This window comes from Pseudomonas sp. HMSC065H01 (assembly GCF_001815235.1).
Classification (GTDB): Bacteria; Pseudomonadota; Gammaproteobacteria; order Pseudomonadales; family Pseudomonadaceae; genus Pseudomonas; species Pseudomonas aeruginosa.
The window spans coordinates 22,498-35,799 of the sequence record NZ_KV819914.1; the positions used below are offsets into that span (position 1 = coordinate 22,498).

The following is a 13,302-nucleotide window of genomic DNA, read 5'->3' on the forward strand; positions in this document are numbered from 1 at the left end:
GATGAATCCCCCGGCGGCGCGGATCGAGAGCCTGACGATTCTCATCGCCGAGGACAACGCGGCCGACCGCCTGCTGCTGTCGACCATCGTCAGCCGCCAGGGGCATCGCGTGCTGACCGCCGGCAACGGCCTGGAGGCGGTGGCGCTGTTCGAGACCGAGCGGCCGCAACTGGTCCTGATGGACGTGATGATGCCGGTGATGGATGGCTTCGAGGCTGCCCGGCGGATCAAGCAGCAGGCCGGCGAGGAGTTGGTGCCGATCATCTTCCTCACCTCCCTCAGCGAAACCGAGGCGCTGGTGCAGAGCCTGGAGGCGGGCGGCGACGACTTCCTCTCCAAGCCGTACAACCGGGTGATCCTCGAAGCCAAGATCAACGCCATGGGACGCCTGCACCTGCTGCAACGAACGGTGCTGGAGCAGCGCGACCTGATCGTCCGGCACAACGAGCACCTGCTCAACGAACAGCGGGTGGCCAAGGCGGTGTTCGACAAGGTGGCCCATTCCGGCTGCCTGAACGCCAGCAACGTGCGCTACCTGCAATCGCCCCTCGCGCTGTTCAACGGCGACCTGCTGCTGGCCGCCTACAAGCCGTCCGGCGGCATGCACGTGCTGCTCGGCGACTTCACCGGCCACGGCCTGCCGGCGGCGATCGGCGCGATGCCGCTGGCCGAGGTGTTCTACGGGATGACCGCCAAGGGCTATCCGATGGCCGACATCCTCCGCGAGATGAACGCCAAGCTGAAGCGCATCCTGCCGGTCGGCGTGTTCTGCTGCGCCACCTTGCTCAACCTGAGCTTCCAGCGCGAACTGGTGGAGGTCTGGAACGGCGGCTTGCCGGACGGCTACCTGCTGCGCGCCGCCAGCGGCGAGCGGGTCGCCCTGGTGTCCCGCCACCTGCCGCTGGGAATCCTCGAACCGGCGGCGTTCAGCGACCGTTGCGAAACCTATCCGCTGGATATCGAAGATCGGATATTCCTGTTTTCCGACGGGGTCCTCGAGGCCAGCAACAAGGCTGGCGAGATGTTCGGCGAGGCGCGGCTGCTCCAGCTGTTCGAGCGCAATCGCCAGCCGTCCGCGCTGTTCGACGAGATCCAGCGCAGCCTGGCGCAGTTCCGCGGCGCGGTGCAGGACGACGTGAGCATGCTCGAAGTGCGGCTGCAGCCGGATAGCGGCCTGCAATGCCCGCCGCTGGCGTTTTCCGATAGCGGCGTGAGCAGTCCGCTGGACTGGTCGGTGAGCTTCGAATTCCGCGCCGAAACCCTCAAGCATTTCAACCCGCTGCCCCATGTGCTGCAACTGCTGCTCGAGGTCCACGACCTGCGCGCGCGCGGCGGCGCGCTGTATACGGTGCTCGCCGAACTCTATTCGAACGCCCTGGAACATGGCGTCATCGGCCTCGATTCGACGATGAAGAGCGACGCGGCGGGATTCGCCCGCTATTACCAGGAGCGGGTCAGCCGCCTGCAGGCCTTGTGCGACGGCTACGTGCGACTGCACCTGGACCTGGCGCCGCATGGCGCGGGGGGGCGTCTGCTGGTGCGGGTCGAGGACAGCGGCGAAGGTTTCGACGTGGAGCGCGCGCTGAATGCCGTGGAGCGCCAGGAACGCCTCTGCGGCAGGGGTTTGCGCCTGATCCGCGAATTGTCCGATCGTTGCCAGTGGTCGGCCGACGGAAAGGTGGTGTCCGTGGAGTTTTTCTGGTCGCCTCAGGCATAATCGCGCTTTCGTCGCGGTGCTCCTAATGGGTAGGGCATCGGAAGTCGACTTCAGGGAGCGATCGAATGTCCGCGCCGCATCTCGATGATCGTGTTCTGGCTTCGCTGCAGGAGGTCATGGAGGACGAATATCCGGTCCTGCTGGATACCTTCGTGCTCGACTCCGAGGAGCGCCTGCGCAGCCTGCATGCCGCCCTTCAGGCCGGCGATGCCCAGGCTTTGCGGCATACCGCACACAGCTTCAAGGGAGGCAGCAGCAACATGGGCGCGGTACTCCTCGCCGGCTACTGCAAGGAGCTGGAGGAAAGCGCCAGGCGCGGCGACCTGCAACGGGCGCCGGCGCTGATCGAACAGATGGAGCGCGAATTCGCCATCGTCCGCATCCTTTTCAAACAGGAACGTCAGCGCTATCGCTGAGGTTTTCGTCCTTTCCGGCGACAAGGTACCGGCCCGATCGAGCCTCCCTGGCGTATAATGCGCCGCTCGATTTGGAGTCCTTCATGCGCGAGCAAGCCCTACGCATCCTCAAAGACGTTTTCGGTTACGACGCCTTCCGTGGCAACCAGGCACGGATCATCGAGCGGGTAGCCGAGGGTGGCGATGCGCTGGTACTGATGCCCACCGGCGGTGGCAAGTCCCTGTGTTTCCAGGTCCCGGCGCTGCTGCGCGAAGGCCTGACGGTGGTGGTGTCGCCGCTGATCGCGCTGATGGAGGACCAGGTCGCCACCCTGGACGAACTCGGCGTGCCGGCGGTGGCGCTGAACTCCACCCTCAACCCCGAGCAGCAGCGGGACATCGCCGAGCGCCTGCAGCGTGGCGAGATCAAGCTGCTCTACCTGGCACCGGAGCGGTTGGTCCAGCCGCGCATGCTGGCCTTCCTGCAACGACTGCCGGTCGGCCTGTTCGCCATCGACGAAGCGCACTGCGTGTCGCAATGGGGCCATGACTTCCGTCCCGAATACCTGCAGCTCGGCCAGCTTGCCGAGCTGTTCCCGCAGGTGCCGCGGATCGCCCTGACCGCCACCGCGGACATGCGTACCCGCGAGGAGATGATCCAGCGCCTGCACCTGCAGAACGCCGAGCAGTTCCTCTCCAGCTTCGACCGGCCGAACATCTTCTACCGCATCGTGCCCAAGGAGCAGCCGCGCAAGCAGTTGCTCGGCTTCCTCTCCGAGCGGCGCGGCGATGCCGGCATCGTCTACTGCCTGTCGCGGAAGAAGGTCGAGGAGGTCGCGGAATTCCTTGGCAACCAGGGCTTCCCCGCGCTGCCGTATCACGCCGGACTGTCCAACGAACTGCGTGCCCACCACCAGAAGCGCTTCCTCAACGAGGAAGGCTTGATCATGGTGGCGACCATCGCCTTCGGCATGGGCATCGACAAGCCCAACGTGCGTTTCGTCGCCCACCTCGACCTGCCCAAGAGCCTCGAGGCCTATTACCAGGAAACCGGCCGCGCCGGCCGCGATGGCCTGCCGGCCGACGCCTGGATGGCCTACGGCCTGCAGGACGTCCTGCTGCTGCGGCAGATGATGCAGAGTTCCGAGGGCGACGAGCGGCACAAGCGCGTCGAGCGGCACAAGCTGGAAGCCATGCTGGCGCTCTGCGAGGAAACCCGTTGCCGGCGCCAGGCGCTGCTGGCCTATTTCGACGAGGAGATGCCGCAGCCCTGCGGGCATTGCGACAACTGCGTGGACGGCGTGGAAACCTGGGATGCCACCGAATCCGCGCGCCAGGCGCTGTCGGCGATCTACCGCAGCGGCCAGCGCTACGGCGTCGGCCATCTGGTGGATATCCTGCTCGGCCGCGAGACCGAGAAGATCCGCAGTCTCGGCCACCAGCACCTGGCGGTGTTCGGGATTGGCAAGGGGCGTGGCGAAGACGAATGGCGGACCCTGTTCCGCCAGTTGGTCGCGCGCGGCCTGGCCGACGTCGACCTGGACGGCTTCGGCGGCCTGCGCCTGACCGAGGCCTGTCGTCCGCTGCTGCGGGGCGAGGTGCGGCTGGAGCTGCGCCGCGACCTCAAACCCCAGCGCGCCAAGGGCTCCTCCAGCGGCGGCGCCAGCGCCGCCAGCCAATTGGTGCGCAGCGAAGAGCGGGAAATGTGGGAGGCCCTGCGCGCGCTGCGGCGCAAGCTGGCCGAAGAGCATTCGGTGCCGCCCTATGTGATCTTCCCCGACGCGACCCTGCTGGAAATGCTCCGCAGCCAGCCGCGCTCGCTATCCGACATGGCCCAGGTCAGCGGGGTCGGCGCGCGCAAGCTGGAGCGCTACGGCCAGGCCTTCCTCGATGTCCTCACCGACTCGCCGGCGGCGCCCGCCGCGCCGCCGCAGGACCTGCGCCACGAATTGGCCAGCCTGGCCTGTGCGGGGATGACCCCGGCGCAGATAGCCCGCCAGCTCAATTGCAGCGAGAAGAACGTCTACGCGATGCTCGCCGAGGCCATCGCCGGTCAGCAGGTGAGCCTGGAGCAGGCGCTGGATCTGCCCGAGGAACTCCTCGGCGAAATCCAGGACGCCTTCCTCGAGGAAGACGGCGAACTGCCGCCGGTGGCGGCGCTGGAGGAGCGTTTCGGCAAGCGGGTGCCGAGTGGCGTGCTGCACTGCGTGCGCGCCGCCCTGCAGGTGGAACTGGAGTCGTGATATGGCCATTTGCCGGTATTTTCTGACGCCAATCTTGTGACGTCCTTCGCAAGCGTCTACTGTGACGCCAAGCCCTCCAAGAGAAGAGGTGTGCGTGACACAGAAGGACCGGTTGGACGACTCCCGTTCCAATCTCTATGCCGACCAATTGAACCGCGGTTTCCGCGGTCTGCGTTTCCTTCCCGAACTGGAGCGTGACTACCGGCGCTACATGCTGGAGGACAGCTTCGCGCTGAAACGCATCGCCCTCAGCGTCGGCATGCTCGTCTGGCTGGCGTTCATCGGCATCGACCTGCTGATCCTCGCTGGTCCCCCGCTGTGGGGCGTACTGGCGGTGCGCCTTGGCGTGCTGGTCCTGCTGCTGGTCTGCGGCTGCCTGATCATGCTGCGCCGGCACATCCAACTGATGGTGCCGCTGAGCATCGCCTGCGTCCTCGCCCTTGGCGTCGGTGCGGCGGCGGTGGTCGGCCTGGCGCACCGGGCGGATCCCGGCTATCCCTACGAAGGCCTGCTGCTGGTCAGTTTCGCCGCCTATTTCCTCGCCGGCCTGCGGTTGTCGCAGGCATTGAGCTGTGCGTTGGTGGTGCTGCTCGCCTACCTGGGTTTCGAGTGGTGGGCGGGTACCCAGGAGCCGCTGGGCAACAACCTGCTGTTCCTGCTGTTCGGTAACCTGATCGGCGCGGTCGGCTGCTACCTGCTGGAGTTCAAGTCGCGCGAGCATTTCCTCATCAGCCGCCTGTTGCGGGTGATGGCCGACCACGACAGCCTGACCGGCCTGCACAACCGGCGCAGCTTCAACCAGCACCTCGACCGCCTCTGGCGCCAGGCCCAGCGCGAACAGAAGACCCTGGCGCTGCTGCTTTGCGACGTCGACCATTTCAAGGCCTATAACGACCGCTACGGACACCAGGCTGGCGATGCGGTCTTGCAGCGCATCGGCGCGGTGTTCGAGGCGAATGCCAGGCGTCCGCTGGACATGGCGGTGCGCCTGGGCGGCGAAGAGTTCGCCCTGTTGCTGTACGGCGCCAACGAGCACGAGGCGAGGCTGCGCGCGGAAGCGCTGCGCGCACAGGTCCAGGCGCTGCGCATGGAGCACGAGGCGTCGGACACGGCGCGCGAAGTGACCCTGTCGGTCGGCGTGTCCTGCCTGTGGCCGACCCCGGGCAACGACCTGAAGCGTCTCTACGATCTCTACGAGCATGCCGATCGCGCGCTTTACGAAGCCAAGGCGTTCGGCCGCAACCAGGTGGTGGCCTGAGTCCATGGCCGATTTTGTCCCTGTGGCTGGCGCCGCCGGTGACTGCGGGACGAGGCGGCGAATGCTAGGTTCGACAGGAAAAAATGCCAGACACGGCCGCTCTTCGCAGAGCTGCCGGCCCCACCGCGAGACGACTTCCGGACGGACCCCATGCAGCGCTTGATCCAGGCCAACGGCCAACCGCACTACGGCATCTTCCCGAGTGCCCCGCAGCACATCAATTACCGCGATTTCGACTTCCGTTCGCCGATGGGCCGGCGCGTGGGGGCCCTGGGCAAATGGCGACGCTTCCATCAGTTCCAGTACTTCGGCCTGATCAGCCCGGAGCTGATCGGCGGCTGCGCCCTGGCCCAGCTGAGCTTGCTTGGCGTCGGCTTCGTCTACCTCTACCAGCCTTCCAGCGGACGCATGCTGGAGCGGCGCTTCAAGCTGCCGCTGGGGTTCGGAACCCGGTTTTCCCAGACCCCGGACGACGGCGTCTGCGAACTGCGCCAGGGGCGCAACCTGCTACGCCTGGAGAACCGTATGGCTCACCGGGAGAAACGCCTGCTGGTGGAACTCGACGATGGCACCCGCATCGACGCCTGCTTCAGCGAGGAGGCGCCGAGCTTCCAGCCGATGTGCCTGTGTACGCCGACCGCGGTGAACGGCTGGGTCTACGCGCAGAAGGTGGCCGGCGTGCGCTGTCGCGGCGACGTGCGCAGCGCCCTCGGCGACCACGACCTGCAGGCGCTGGACGCCTTCGCCCATCACGACTGGTCGGCGGGCTACATGCGCCCGGAAACCTTCTGGAACTGGGCTTGCCTGTCCGGCGAGGCGGACGGCTTGCGGGTCGGCCTGAACCTGTCGTGCGGGGTCAACGAGACCAGCTTCACCGAGAACTGCTACTGGCTGGACGGCGAACTGCTGAAGGTCGACAGCGTGCGCTTCGACTTCGACCGCGACCAGCCGCTGCGGCCCTGGACCATCCGTTCATACGATGGCCAGGTGGAGCTGCGCTTCGAGGCTCACGGCATGCATCAGGAGCGGCTGAACCTCGGTCTGCTGGCGAGCAACTTCAAGCAGATATTCGGTTGTTTCAGCGGTGTGCTGCGTCCGCGAGGTCGTGCCGAGGTGAGGATCGAGCGGCTCTGGGGCTTCGTCGAGGACCAGTACGCGAAGTGGTAGACAGGGCCTGGCCTGGGCATATCGTGCGACAATTTGTCATTGTACGGGGGGGAATTGGACGGGCATTATTAGCCGACTAATAATTAGTCAAATGAAATATCGGACCTCCTTTTTCCTATGGCTCAGACAGACAAGCACTATTTCGGCACCTTGCTAGCCCAGACTTCCCGTGCTTGGCGCGCTGAACTCGACCGCCGCCTCAGTCACCTCGGCCTGTCCCAGGCGCGCTGGTTGGTGTTGTTGCATCTGGCGCGCCATCGCGATTCGCCCACCCAGCGCGAGTTGGCCCAATCGGTCGGGGTCGAAGGCCCGACCCTGGCGCGGCTGCTCGACGGCCTCGAGTCCCAGGGCCTGGTACGGCGCCTGGCGGTGGCGGAGGACCGGCGGGCCAAGCACATCGTGCTGACGCCCAAGGCCGATGTGCTGATCGCCGATATCGAGGCCATCGCCGCCAGCGTTCGCAACGACGTACTGACCGGCATCGACGAGTCCGAGCAGGCGCTGTGCCAGCAGGTGCTCTTGCGAATCCTGGCGAACCTGGAAAAGCGCTGAGCACTGCGTCACGAAATTCCGCTAGAATCGCCATTTTTATGGCATCACCTCCTGGGCTTTCGTCCGAAAGCCCTCTACAGAGGTTTTCGTCGGTTTTCTGACGAAAAATCTTGACCGTTTCCACGGCATTCCTCTATTCAGTGATGGCAAAAAGCCATGTCTTGCGCCATGTGGTGCGTTCAGCCCTGTACGGGGCGAAATTCGGGCTAACATGAAATAGATGTAGCAGTCGACCGCTGGCCGGCTGTGTGCTCGAAGTGCGGAGAAAAGAACGGAATGCCCGGTAAAGCCTTGCGTGTCATGTTGTGTGCCTGGTCGTGCCTGTTGGCCGGGCAGGCGAGCGCCCTGGGAGTGGGAGACATCACCCTGCATTCGGCGCTCAACCAGCCGCTGGATGCGGATATCGAACTGCTCGACGTCGGCGATCTCGGCGCGGACGAGATCGAGGTCCGCCTGGCGGGCGCCGACGTCTTCGCCGCGGCCGGGGTGGAACGCTTGCAGTTCCTCAACGAGCTGCGTTTCAGTCCGCTGCTCCAGGGGCGCGGTGGCAATCGCATCCATGTGTCCTCGAGCCGACCGGTGCAGGAGCCCTACCTGAATTTCCTGGTGGAGGTGGCACGCCCCAACGGCCGCATCGTGCGCGAATTCACCGTACTGCTCGATCCACTCGGTTATACGACGCGCATGCTTCCGGCCGCGCGCAGCGGGATCGAGCCGCAGCGGCAATCCTCGACGCTGGCGCCCGCGCCGCGTAGTGCCGCGGCCGTCGTAGACCCGGCACTGCTGGAGCCGGGCGAGGAATACCTGGCTCGCCCCAACGACAACCTCTGGGCCATCAGCGGACGCCTGCGTGGTGCCGGCAACGCCGATCGCGCGCAACTCATGGAGGCCCTGTACCAGCTCAATCCGCAGGCCTTCGTCAATGCCGACCGGCACCGGCTCAAGGCCGGCGCGCGCCTGCGCCTGCCGGCCGGCTACCAGCCGGAGCGAGGCGCGCCCGGCGCCGTGAAGGAGGCGGCCGTGGAAGTCCTGCCGCCAGCCGATGCCGCCGTGGTGGAAAACGCTCCGGCGGCTCTCGTCGAGGCGCAGCGCCAGGCGGATGCCGAGGCCGAGGCGTTGGCCCGGCAACGGGAGGAACTGAGCCAGCGGATGGACGATCTGCAACGCCAGTTGCAGGCCTTGCAGGAACAACTGCAGCAGCGCGATCACCAGGTCGCCGAACTGCAACAGCAACTGGCCCGGCGCCAGGCGGTGCGGCCCGCGGCACCGCCGCCCGCCGCGGCCGCGCCTTCGGTTGCGCAACCGGTTGAAACGCCGACGGACTCGCAGTACTGGCGCTGGATGATCGTCCTGCTGCTGGTCCTCGCTCTGCTCGGCGTGTTGCTGTTGCGTCGCCGCCGCGAAGAGGCTCCTGTCCCGGCGGTCGAACCGAAGCGCCGGGTCGCCCTGAACCTGCCGCTGCGGCGTGCGCCGCGCCCCCCGGCGGCCGCACCGGCGCCGGCAAAGGTCGAGGAACAGGCCAGGCCGCCGGTCGCCGTTCCCTCCAGCCCGCCGCCGTCTCCTCCGCCTGCTCCGGCCGCCGCTCCGCGCGCCGCCATGGCTGCGGCGGACAAGCTGGACGGCGCCGACATCTATATCGCCTACGGTCGCTACGGACAGGCCCGCGACCTGCTGCGTCAGGTACTCGCCGAGCAGCCGCAGCGCCTGAGCGCGCGGATGAAGCTGTTGCTGGTGCTGGCTGAGCTGGGCGATGCGGCCGGCTTCGACGCGCTGGCCGAGGAAACCCTGGCCAGTGGCGGCAACCCGGAGGCCATCGACGAGTTGCGCGGACGCTACCCGGCGCTGCTACAGATGCCGGCGACCGAGACGCCGGCGGCAACAACCAAGGACGACGACTGGAGCGACCTGCCGCTGGCCGAGCCGCCCGTTTTGCAGCAACCGGATGCGTCCTCGGGCGCCGACGGCTTCGGCGACCTCAACCTCGATCTCGATCTCGACTGGGGCGCCCTGGAGAATCCCCTGGACAACCCCGACCTGCCGCGCCGCGCCGCTGCCGGCAAGGCGGAACCGGCGGAGGAGCCCCTGGCGTTCGAGAGCAATCTCCATGAACTGCCGGATGTCGCCGAGTACGAACACCTCGAACTCGACCAGCCAGAGCCGGCCACGGTGCCGCCGGAGGAGGCCTCGGCCAGCCTGGACCGGGCCCGCGCCTGCATCGACAGCGGCGATCTCGACCAGGCCAGCCGCATCCTGCGCCTGGTGGTGGCGCACGGCGACCCGTGGCAGAAGGCCGAGGCGCGCGAGTTGCTGGCGCTGATCGCCTGAACTCCGCTCAGAAGTTCTGCCCGAGGTTCAGGTAGAACGCCTTGAAGTTCTCGTCGTTGATCCCGTAGCTGAAGGTCAGCGGCCCCAGCGGCGTATCGAAGCCGATCATCAGGCTGGCGGCGTTGATGTAGCCGCTGTCGTATTCGTTGTCGTTGTTCCAGATGCGTCCGCGCTCGATGCTGCCGCCCAGGTACAGCGGGAAGTCCAGCGGCAGGAAGGAACGTTCGGTGAGGCGCCGGTAATAGACGATCCGTCCCAGGCTGTAGTTCTGCCCGGACAGCGCGTCGCGGCGGAAGCCCGACAGCTCGCGGGCGCCGCCGAGGGTGAAGCTGGAGGTGACCACCTCGGCGTCGTCCAGGGTGCGCCCGTAGCCGCCGCCGAACACCCAGGTGTCGGCGCCGAAGCTGAGCGCCTTGTTCAGCCGCAGGTCCCACTGCCGGTAGCTGTCGTCCGAGCCGAGGGACTTGTCGTAGCGGCGCATGGTCAGGCCGATCTCCTCGCCCTCGTGGGGGAAATTGACGTCGTCGACGGTATCGAACGAGTACTTCAGTTCGTAGTAGCCCTCGGTGAAGTCGATGTCCGGCAGGCTCGGGTCGCCGATGCGCACGTCGGCCTTGCCGTAGGCCTGCACCGCGCCCAGGCGGATTTCGCCGTTGTTGGCGATCTGCCGGCCGACGTTGAGGCCGTAGCCGTAGCGCTCCAGGCGATAGCGCAGCAGCGGGTCGTTGTCCTCGGTGACGTCGACGTTCTGTGCCTCGTGGAACAGGAAGGGCGCGACGAAGTAGCGCGAGCCGACGTCGAGCGGCTGGTAGAACTCGCTGTAGAGTTCCTGGCGGTCGCCGAGCTGGACCCGGGTCAGCCACTCGGCGCCGAGCCGGTTGAGGCCGTTCATGCGGTAGCTGCCGCCGAGGTTGAAGGTGCTTTCGCCGCGCATGTCGTCGGACAGGTTGAGGCCCAGGCGAAGGAAGTCGGTGCCGCCTTTCTTGCCGGTGGCGTGGATCACCAGGGTGTTGAGCTTCTTCTCCTTGACCACCCGGTACTGCACCTGGTCGAAGTAGTCGAGGCCGTAGAGGGTGCTCATGTCGTCCTGCAGGCGGCCGAGGTCGAGGCGCGTGCCGAGCGGCTGGCGGATGTAGTGGCGGATCACCTCGTCGCTGACCTTCGAGTTGTTCTCCACGCGGATCGCGTCGATCACCGGCTTGCGCTGGTTCGGCGTGCGCGCCACGTCGAGCGCTTCGCTGTTGAGGTCCTTCGGCTTGCGCAACTCGGCGAGGCGCGCGGCGAGCACCGTGGTGGCGCGGTAGCCGGCGTCGATCAGTTGCGGCACGCGGCCGAAGTCGGTGGTGCCGTAGCCGGACAGCGGCGGCTGGATCAGCACGTCGCCGGGCTTGAGCGTGGCCAGCTGGGCTTCGGAGTTCTTCCGGGTCATCAGGGTGATCGACTGGTTCATCACGTCGAGCACGGTGCTCAGGTCCTTGCGGTCGCGCAGCGGGTTGCCGATGTCGACCACGATCACCACGTCCACGCCCATGTCGCGCGCCACGTCCACCGGGATGTTGTCGACCATGCCACCATCCACCAGCAGCCTGCCGTCGATCTCCACCGGGGCGAACACGGCGGGGATCGACATGCTGGCGCGGATCGCCTGGGGCAGGTGGCCCTTGCGGAACACCACTTTCTCGCCGGTTGCGATATCGGTGGAGACGGCGCGGAAGGGGATCGCCAGCTTGTCGAAGTCGCGGTTGTCGCTGGTGTGCACCAGCAGGCTTTCCAGCACCATCGCCAGGTTCTGGCCCTGGATCACCCCCAGCGGCAGGCCGAGGGTGCCGTCGTCGCGGAAGCTGATCTTCTGCTTGACCAGGAAGTCGCGGTCGTCCTGCTTGCGCCGGAACGGCACGTCCTTGCGCGGCGGCGCGTCGGACAGCGCCTGCTGCCAGTCCATCTCCAGGGCGATGCGCTCCAGTTCGGCGGGGGTGTAGCCGGAGGCGTACAGGCCGCCGACCACCGCGCCCATGCTGGTGCCGGCGATGGCGTCGATCTGGATGCCCTGTTCGTCGAGGGCCTTGAGCACGCCGATATGGGCCAGGCCGCGGGCGGCACCGCCGGAGAGGACCAGACCGATCTTCGGCCGGGCCTCCGCGGCGAGGGCGGACAGGGGAAGCAGGAGCAGCAGTACGAGCAGCAGGCGGCGCATGAGAACGATCCGGAGCCGGGTGAAAAGGCGGCTATTATAGGCGCGACCGTTTCCCCTGAGCCGCCGACATGCCCACCGCCAAGCCCGAAATCGTCATCACCTATTGCACCCAGTGCCAGTGGCTGCTGCGTGCCGCCTGGCTGGCCCAGGAACTGCTCAGCACCTTCGCCGACGATCTCGGAAAAGTCTGCCTGGAGCCCGGAACCGGCGGCGTATTCCGCATCACCTGCGACGGCGTGCAGGTCTGGGAGCGCAAGGCCGACGGCGGCTTCCCCGAGGCCAAGGCGCTCAAGCAGCGGGTTCGCGACCGCATCGACCCGCAACGTGACCTCGGTCACAACGATCGTCCTTCCCGCTGAACCGCTGCCGTCCGCCCATGGCTTGTTGCAGGTCAACGGGCGGCACGGCGCATAGGCATAGCCTGGGGGCATTCATCCTGTCGAAGGGAGTGCCCATGAGCATCATCGTCACCGGCGCCGCCGGCTTCATCGGCAGCAATCTGCTGCAGGCGCTGAACCGGCGCGGCGAGACCGACATCATCGCGGTGGACGATCTCACCGACGGCGAGCAGTTCCGCAACCTGGCGGACGCCGATATCGCCGACTACCTGGACCAGAACGACTTCCTCGAGCGTTACGCCCGCGGCGACTTCGGCACGGTCCGCGCGCTGTTCCACCAGGGCGCCTGCGCCAGCACCCTGGAAAGCAATGGCCGCTACATGATGGAGAACAACTACCGCTACAGTTGCCGCCTGCTGGAAAGCAGCCTGGAACTCGGCGTGCCGTTCCTCTACGCCTCGTCGGCGGCGGTCTACGGCGCCGGCCGGACCTTCCGCGAGGCGCGCCAGTACGAGCGGCCGCTGAACGTCTACGGCTATTCCAAGTTCCTCTTCGACCAGCGTGTGCGGCGGGCGCTGCCGCAGGCGCGCAGCCAGGTGGTCGGCCTGCGTTACTTCAACGTCTACGGGCCGCGCGAGGAACACAAGGGGCGGATGGCCTCGGTGGCCTACCACTGCTACCAGCAATTGCGCCGCGACGGGCGGGTCGAACTGTTCGGCGAACACGGCGGCTTCCCGCCCGGCGGCCACCTGCGCGACTTCGTCGCGGTGGAGGACGTGGCGCGGGTAAACCTGCATTTCTTCGACCATCCGCAGCGTTCGGGAATCTTCAACCTCGGCAGCGGCCAGGCACGGACCTTCAACGAGGTCGCCCTGGCGGTGATCAATAGCGTCCGCGCCAACGCCGACCAGCCGCCCCTGTCGCTGCAACAGGCCGTGGAAAGCGGCCTGCTCGGCTACCGCGAGTTCCCCGAGTCGCTGCGGGCGCGCTACCAGAGCCATACCTGCGCTGACCTGGAGCTGCTGCGCGAGGCGGGCTACCGCGACGATTTCCAGAGCCTGGAAGAGGGCGTCGCCGGCTACTGCCGCTGGCTGGCGCGCAGCGCCTGAGGGA

At 66.9% G+C, this 13,302-nt stretch carries 10 protein-coding genes; 9 read left to right on the top strand and 1 reads right to left on the bottom strand.

Annotated elements, in window-relative coordinates; all coding sequences use genetic code 11:
• The first annotated feature begins 1 nt into the window (after position 1).
• From hsbR to HMPREF3014_RS24485, 7 genes are all read left to right on the top strand, one after another.
• The gene (gene hsbR / locus HMPREF3014_RS24455) at positions 2 to 1,717 is read left to right on the top strand and encodes a two-component system response regulator HsbR (RefSeq protein WP_023087130.1); all 1,716 of its coding nucleotides are present in this window, start codon (positions 2 to 4) and stop codon (positions 1,715 to 1,717) included.
• 65 nt (positions 1,718 to 1,782) lie between these two features.
• Entirely contained in the window at positions 1,783 to 2,133 is a 351-nt protein-coding gene (gene htpB / locus HMPREF3014_RS24460) for a two-component system sensor histidine kinase HtpB (RefSeq protein ID WP_003091725.1), read from the top strand.
• Positions 2,134 to 2,216: 83 nt separating this feature from the next.
• Positions 2,217 to 4,355, top strand: a complete 2,139-nt coding sequence (gene recQ / locus HMPREF3014_RS24465; protein ID WP_003091724.1) for a DNA helicase RecQ — start codon at positions 2,217 to 2,219, stop codon at positions 4,353 to 4,355.
• Positions 4,356 to 4,443: 88 nt separating this feature from the next.
• Complete coding sequence (locus HMPREF3014_RS24470; RefSeq protein WP_003119637.1) at positions 4,444 to 5,613, top strand: GGDEF domain-containing protein; 1,170 nt, start codon at positions 4,444 to 4,446, stop codon at positions 5,611 to 5,613.
• A 150-nt stretch (positions 5,614 to 5,763) separates the two neighbouring features.
• Positions 5,764 to 6,780 (top strand): DUF2804 domain-containing protein, encoded by a 1,017-nt coding sequence (locus tag HMPREF3014_RS24475; RefSeq protein ID WP_003098754.1) that lies wholly within the window; start codon positions 5,764 to 5,766, stop codon positions 6,778 to 6,780.
• A 117-nt stretch (positions 6,781 to 6,897) separates the two neighbouring features.
• Positions 6,898 to 7,332, top strand: coding sequence for a MarR family transcriptional regulator (locus HMPREF3014_RS24480; RefSeq protein ID WP_003091721.1), 435 nt, complete (start codon positions 6,898 to 6,900; stop codon positions 7,330 to 7,332).
• Between the two features lie 276 nt (positions 7,333 to 7,608).
• Positions 7,609 to 9,657 carry a motility hub landmark protein FimV gene (locus HMPREF3014_RS24485; protein ID WP_023087131.1) on the top strand — a complete coding sequence of 683 codons (2,049 nt, stop codon included), beginning with the start codon at positions 7,609 to 7,611 and terminating at the stop codon, positions 9,655 to 9,657.
• 7 nt (positions 9,658 to 9,664) lie between these two features.
• Here the strand turns inward: HMPREF3014_RS24485 and plpD are convergent, their stop codons facing one another.
• Entirely contained in the window at positions 9,665 to 11,851 is a 2,187-nt protein-coding gene (gene plpD / locus HMPREF3014_RS24490; RefSeq protein ID WP_003113139.1) for a patatin-like phospholipase PlpD, read from the bottom strand.
• A 68-nt stretch (positions 11,852 to 11,919) separates the two neighbouring features.
• On the opposite strand from plpD, the gene HMPREF3014_RS24495 reads away from it, so the two are divergent.
• Together HMPREF3014_RS24495 and rfaD are read left to right on the top strand one after the other, a co-directional pair.
• Entirely contained in the window at positions 11,920 to 12,210 is a 291-nt protein-coding gene (locus HMPREF3014_RS24495) for an Rdx family protein (RefSeq protein ID WP_003091717.1), read from the top strand.
• A gap of 95 nt (positions 12,211 to 12,305) precedes the next feature.
• Positions 12,306 to 13,298: an ADP-glyceromanno-heptose 6-epimerase gene (rfaD, locus tag HMPREF3014_RS24500; protein ID WP_003106207.1), complete on the top strand. Its 993-nt coding sequence runs from the start codon at positions 12,306 to 12,308 to the stop codon at positions 13,296 to 13,298.
• Positions 13,299 to 13,302: the final 4 nt, after the last annotated feature.